The organism is Rhizobium sp. KNZ2-6A (genome assembly GCF_056755475.1).
In genome coordinates this window covers 1-5,397 of record NZ_JBNDIC010000103.1, presented here as the reverse complement: position 1 = coordinate 5,397, position 5,397 = coordinate 1, and the positions used below count along the sequence as shown (strand labels likewise).

The 5,397-nt window shown below is 61.0% G+C and carries 5 protein-coding genes; 1 reads left to right on the top strand and 4 read right to left on the bottom strand.

What is annotated here, in order from left to right:
• The 4 genes from ACPYOP_RS32410 to ACPYOP_RS32395 all read right to left on the bottom strand — a co-directional run.
• Nucleotides 1-1,898: DUF2207 domain-containing protein (locus ACPYOP_RS32410; protein WP_481414296.1), on the bottom strand; the 1,898-nt coding region annotated here is incomplete at its 3' end.
• Nucleotides 1,899-1,991: 93 nt separating this feature from the next.
• Nucleotides 1,992-3,248, bottom strand: coding sequence for a 3-phosphoshikimate 1-carboxyvinyltransferase (locus tag ACPYOP_RS32405; protein WP_481414297.1), 1,257 nt, complete (start codon nucleotides 3,246-3,248; stop codon nucleotides 1,992-1,994).
• Between the two features lie 87 nt (nucleotides 3,249-3,335).
• On the bottom strand, nucleotides 3,336-3,887 hold the full coding sequence (locus tag ACPYOP_RS32400) for a LemA family protein (RefSeq protein ID WP_481414295.1): 552 nt from the start codon (nucleotides 3,885-3,887) through the stop codon (nucleotides 3,336-3,338).
• A gap of 230 nt (nucleotides 3,888-4,117) precedes the next feature.
• Nucleotides 4,118-5,077: a glycine--tRNA ligase subunit alpha gene (locus tag ACPYOP_RS32395; RefSeq protein WP_481414294.1), complete on the bottom strand. Its 960-nt coding sequence runs from the start codon at nucleotides 5,075-5,077 to the stop codon at nucleotides 4,118-4,120.
• Nucleotides 5,078-5,196: 119 nt separating this feature from the next.
• Between ACPYOP_RS32395 and ACPYOP_RS32390 the strand changes: the two genes are divergently transcribed.
• Nucleotides 5,197-5,322 (top strand): hypothetical protein, encoded by a 126-nt coding sequence (locus tag ACPYOP_RS32390; RefSeq protein WP_481414293.1) that lies wholly within the window; start codon nucleotides 5,197-5,199, stop codon nucleotides 5,320-5,322.
• The last annotated feature ends 75 nt before the right edge of the window (nucleotides 5,323-5,397 follow it).

Genomic DNA, 5,397 nt, shown 5'->3' with positions numbered 1-5,397 from the left:
CCTCCACCACCGCCTCCCCCGTCGCCGAAGGCTGAGGAGGAGCTGGAGACGGGTGCGGGAATGGTCGAGGCGATGGTGGATGCCATGGAGGAGGAGAAGTCGCCGATGGTTCCGCCGATATTGCCGGGGTTGAAATTGCCGGAGTACCAGACCGGCGCATAGGCAGCCGCCGCGGTTGCGCCGGCGGCCGTTGCGAGCCAAGTCTCGAAAGCGCTAGACCAGGGCTTTTCGACGCCGAGCGCGACCGCATAGGGCAGCAGCTTTTCGAAATGCTGCGGCGACATCTGCGGCGCGCCCTGCATGTTCATCCGGTCGCGTTCGGCCAAGGTCAGATATTGCCTGAGACCGGCGATGCCATCCATCATCTTGCGCCCGAGCGGTGTCGGCGCTCCCATCAGGAAATAGAAGACGACATTCAGTGCGAAAATGCCGACGATGCCGGCCATCAGCGGCAGCAGACCCGCCTCCCAGAGCGGCATGACGGCGGCGGCAAAGCTACTGACGGCAATGGATACGAAGACGAAGCCGAAAAAGGCGAAGATCAGGACGGAAAGAATGCGCTGGGCGAGGCCGGCATTTCGACTGCGGAACCTGCGGCCGATCGAGCTGGCGAAGAGCGTCACGAAAATCGACAGGAAGCCCGGCACGATGATGAGCGGCAGGGCATTTTCATGCAGGCGACCGAAGATGACGATGGAAGCCAGGATGAGGATCGAGAGCGCTATGCCGGCAATGACATAGAGCGCATTGGCCTTGTAATATTCGCCGCGATGATTGCGCTCGATGGCGCTACGGAACTTTGAGCCGAGCCGCTGCACCGCCTCGCCGTTTTCCTGGTCGATAACGAGCGGAGAGAATGGCCCGACGGCCTGCATGATCACCTTGTCGCCGCCGCCGAGATCGCTGCCTGCCTTGCCTGAGGGTCGGATGACCACTTTTTCCTTCAGGTCGTCGAGGATGACATAGCCGCGCACGGCGAGATCGATCGCCGTCGCCGAGAATGCCGTCCAGCTGGAACTGGCGAAGCCTTTGTTGTCGATATAATTGATCAGTGCCGGCGAGATGCCTTCCGGCGGGTCCCAGCGCGGGACCATGACACCGGGCGCGGGATCGCGGCCGACGGCGATCCAGCTGCGCATGTAGTAGGCAAACAGCAGGATCAGCCCACCGATGGCGATGGTCGTATCGAGATGATCCCGAAGGAACCAGCCCCATTGCTGGCTGGCGCTCGGCGGCGCGATTGCCCCTTTCGCCAGCTTGATGGCGATCGTCAGGCCTTCGGCCGTGGCGAGCGGCCGGGTCGTAACGAAGGTAACCGTATTACCCTTAGCGCTGGCGCTTGCATTCTTGCCGTTGGCGCCGAGCGGCCCGGTGAAGAAAGCAAGCTGCTGGGGCTCGACGCCATCGGGCAATGTCACGGTCGCCTTGGCATTGACGATCGGGAACAGCCAGCCATTGCCTGTCACGTTCCAATAGAGCTCGTCATGATCGCCGAAATAGCGCATCTGACGATTGGTGTCGTAGGTCAGGCGGAATGAATGCGGGCCTGGGTTGAGGCTTCGGTCGGCCTTGCCGATATAGATGCGCTCACCGCCCTTGATGCGCTCGCTATGCCAATCCTCCGGCTGCCCATCGCGCTCGACGGACACGACCTTGAAATCCACCTCGATCTCGCGGCCGCTGGCATCGGTCATTGTCAGCGGAAAATCCCGGAAGATGCCGCGGCGGATATCACGCCCCTCCGCATTCACGGAGATCGTCTCGACAACCCGCATGGAGCCGTCGCGGTGCAGGTCAATCGCCTGATCGAAACTGGTGATGAGTTCGGCGGCCGTTGCCGCCGTTGCGCAAAGCAGAAGGTACAGTGCAAGTAAGAATCCGCAAAGCCGTGTCATCACTCCCCCAAAGGATGGCCACGGCGCCGTTGCTGCCGGCGCCGCTTCACGTCAGAAATACGTCTGCGCTCGGCCTTCTCTTAAGATGGCGGAGCGTCAGTCTTCGTAAGCGACACCCAGCGACGCCAGCACGTTCCAATAGGACGGGAAAGTCTTGGCGACGCAATCGGGGTCGAGAATGGTGATGCCGCCGATCTTCAGGCCAGCGAGCGCAAAGCTCATGGCAATGCGGTGATCGGCGAAACTGTCGATCTCCGCCGGCAGGACCTTGCCGGCGAGGCTCGGATCGGATGCGACGATCAGATCATCACCCTCTTCCGTGCCGAGATTGGGAACGATTCGCGACAGGCCGCTCGACAGCGCGCGGATGCGGTCACATTCCTTGACGCGCAGGTTCTCAATGCCGACGAACCGCACCGGTGTTTCGTTGAAGGCGGCAAGGACCGCAAGCGTCGGGATGGCATCCTGCATCTGCGAGCCGTCGATGACGGCGGGAAGATGCGGGAATTTCGAGATCAGGTCATAGGCCTTGGCATCCGGCTGCGAGAATTCCGTCGCCGGGGTGCCGAGATCGATCTTGCCGCCGCTCAGCACTTCGGCTGCCCAGAGATAGGTCGCCGCGGAGGCATCCGGCTCGATCACGAAGTCGGCCGCATGATAGCCGGTCGGCTCAACGCGCCAGGCGACCGGGCTCACACGCTCGACCTTGGCGCCGAAAGCGCGCATGGCCGCAACCGTGAGATCGATATAGCCGACAGCGCCGATATGTTCGCCAAGCAACTCGACATCGACGGCGCGGTCGCCGCCGGCAGCCATCATCAAGAGCGCCGAGACATATTGGCTGGATAGGCCGCCATCGATCTCAACGCGGCTTGCCTCGAAACGGCCGGTGCCGTTGATGGTCACGGGCGGGCAACCGGTTTCAGCCGAAGCATCGATGCCGAGCGAGCGCAGCGCGTCGACGAGCGGACCGATCGGCCGCTTGCGCATATGGGCATCGCCATCGACGATCACCTTGCCTTCCACCAACGCGGCTGCGGCCGTCAGGAAGCGCGTCGCCGTGCCGGCATTGCCGAGAAACAGAGGAGCTGCAGGCGCCTTCAGCTTGCCGCTGCCGGTCACGATGAAGCTCGTATCGTCGGGCTCGTCAATAACAACGCCCATGGCGCGCAGCGCTTCGGCCATATAGCGGGTATCGTCGCTCTTCAGCGCGCCGGTCAGCCGGCTCGTGCCCTTGGCGAGGCCGGCGAGCAGCAATGCGCGGTTGGTGATCGACTTCGATCCCGGCGGCATGGCGCGTCCGGTCAAAGGCTTGCCCGGCGGGATAATCGTGAGTTTGGCTCTACCCATCATCATTCTCTTTGGTCAGTCAGGAAGGCGGCCGATGGCCGGCGGTCGGCATCCTTTACCGCCTCACATGTAAAACCGATAGCGGAAATCTCAGAACTTTACCGTGGGAACGGCGCGATCCGCTTCGTTGGTGATTTCGAAATAGGCCTTCTTGACGAAGCCGAAGGGACCGGCGATGAGATTGTTCGGGAAGGTCTCGACCTTGACGTTCAGCTCGCGCGCGGCACCGTTGTAATAGCGGCGCGACATCTGGATTTCGCCTTCCAAGCCCTCCAGCGAGCGCTGCAATTCTAGGAAGTTCGTATTGGCCTTGAGATCGGGATAGGCTTCCGCGAGCGCGATCACGCGGCCGAGTGCCTGCGACAACAAGCCCTCCACCTGACCTCGGGCGGCGACATCCCCAGCCGGTACGGCCTGCGCCTTGTTGCGCAGTTCGACAACCTCTTCCAAGGTCTGGCGTTCATGGCCGGCATAGCCTTTGACCGTCTCGATCAGATTGGGAATGAGATCGGCGCGGCGCTTCAATTGCACGTCGATGCCGGACCAGGCCTCCTCCGCCACCTGGCGTGCGCGGACGAGCCCATTATAGGCGAAGACGACATAGAGCGCGGCCAGCACTATGATCGCGAGAAGAATAAGCATCTGAAATCCCCCGTGGCGACTGCAACCCAAGGGACACTACTGCATAATTCCTTAAATCGGAATCGATTTAAGGATAAAATTATGCAGCAGATTTAAAGTGCTACAGCGACCTTTGCGCGTCACATATGACGCGCGGCGCTGTAGGCAGATTTCACGCCAATGTCACCCGGCTTTAACGGCGGCCCGGTGACAAGATAGACTGGCGATGCCCAATCCTGGGGAAGCTTGTCTCAAGCAGCCTGCTGGTTCCAGTTGATGCCGCCGGCGTCCGTCAGCAGGAAGGCCTCGCCACAAGCCTTGGCGAGCGTGCGCACGCGCAGGATGTAGCTCTGGCGCTCCGTCACCGAGATGACGCCGCGGGCATCGAGCAGGTTGAAGACGTGGCTCGCCTTGATGCATTGGTCGTAGGCCGGGAAGACACACTTGTGCAGGCGATGGTTTTCGCTGTCGCCGGGGGCGCCGGCAGCCAGCAATGCCTGGCATTCCTTCTCGGCATCGATGAAATGGCGATGCAGCATCTCGGTATCGGCATATTCGAAATTATGCCGCGAATATTCCTGCTCGGCCTGGAGGAAGACATCGCCATAGGTGATCTTGTCTTCGCCCTCGAGGCCGTTGAAGTTCAGGTCATAGACGCTGTCGACGCCCTGGACATAGGTGGCAAGACGCTCGAGACCGTAGGTCAGCTCGCCGGCGACGGGGGCGCATTCGATGCCGCAAACCTGCTGGAAATAGGTGAACTGCGAGACTTCCATACCGTCGCACCAGCATTCCCAGCCGAGGCCCCATGCGCCGAGCGTCGGGCTTTCCCAATCGTCCTCGACGAAACGGATATCGTGCAGCAGCGGATCGAGGCCGATCGCCTTCAGTGAGCCGAGATAAAGCTCCTGCAGATTAGGCGGATTGGGCTTCAGGATGACCTGATACTGGTAATAGTGCTGCAGGCGGTTCGGGTTTTCGCCATAGCGGCCGTCAGACGGACGGCGCGACGGCTGGACATAGGCGGCCCGCCAAGGCTTCGGACCCAGTGAACGCAGCGTAGTCGCGGGATGGAACGTGCCGGCACCGACTTCCATGTCATAGGGCTGCAGAACCGCGCAACCCTTGTCGGCCCAATAATTGTGCAGCGTCAGGATCAGCGCCTGAAACGAGCGCTTCGGGTTCATATGGTCGGGCACGTTGGCAGTCATGGGATCAGCTACTATCTGCTTGGTGTAGGGTGGCGCGACAGGTGCCACGATAGGAGACAAGGGTCAAGAGATGACGTATAGATAGCGCTATGCGTCTTTGCGCTGCCTTGGAAAAGACAATGAACGTAAAAACCGAAATCACATTGTCCGAGCACCATCTCCGCCTTGCGGAAAAGATGGTCGAGGAAGGTGCATTTCCATCGATTTCCAGCCTTGTCGAAGCTGCGATCGAGCAGATCGAGTAGATAAGGCACCATGATGATGCGCCGGCCAATGCGGTTTCCGATATGGCGGACGAAATTCGCCGCCGGATGGAACTG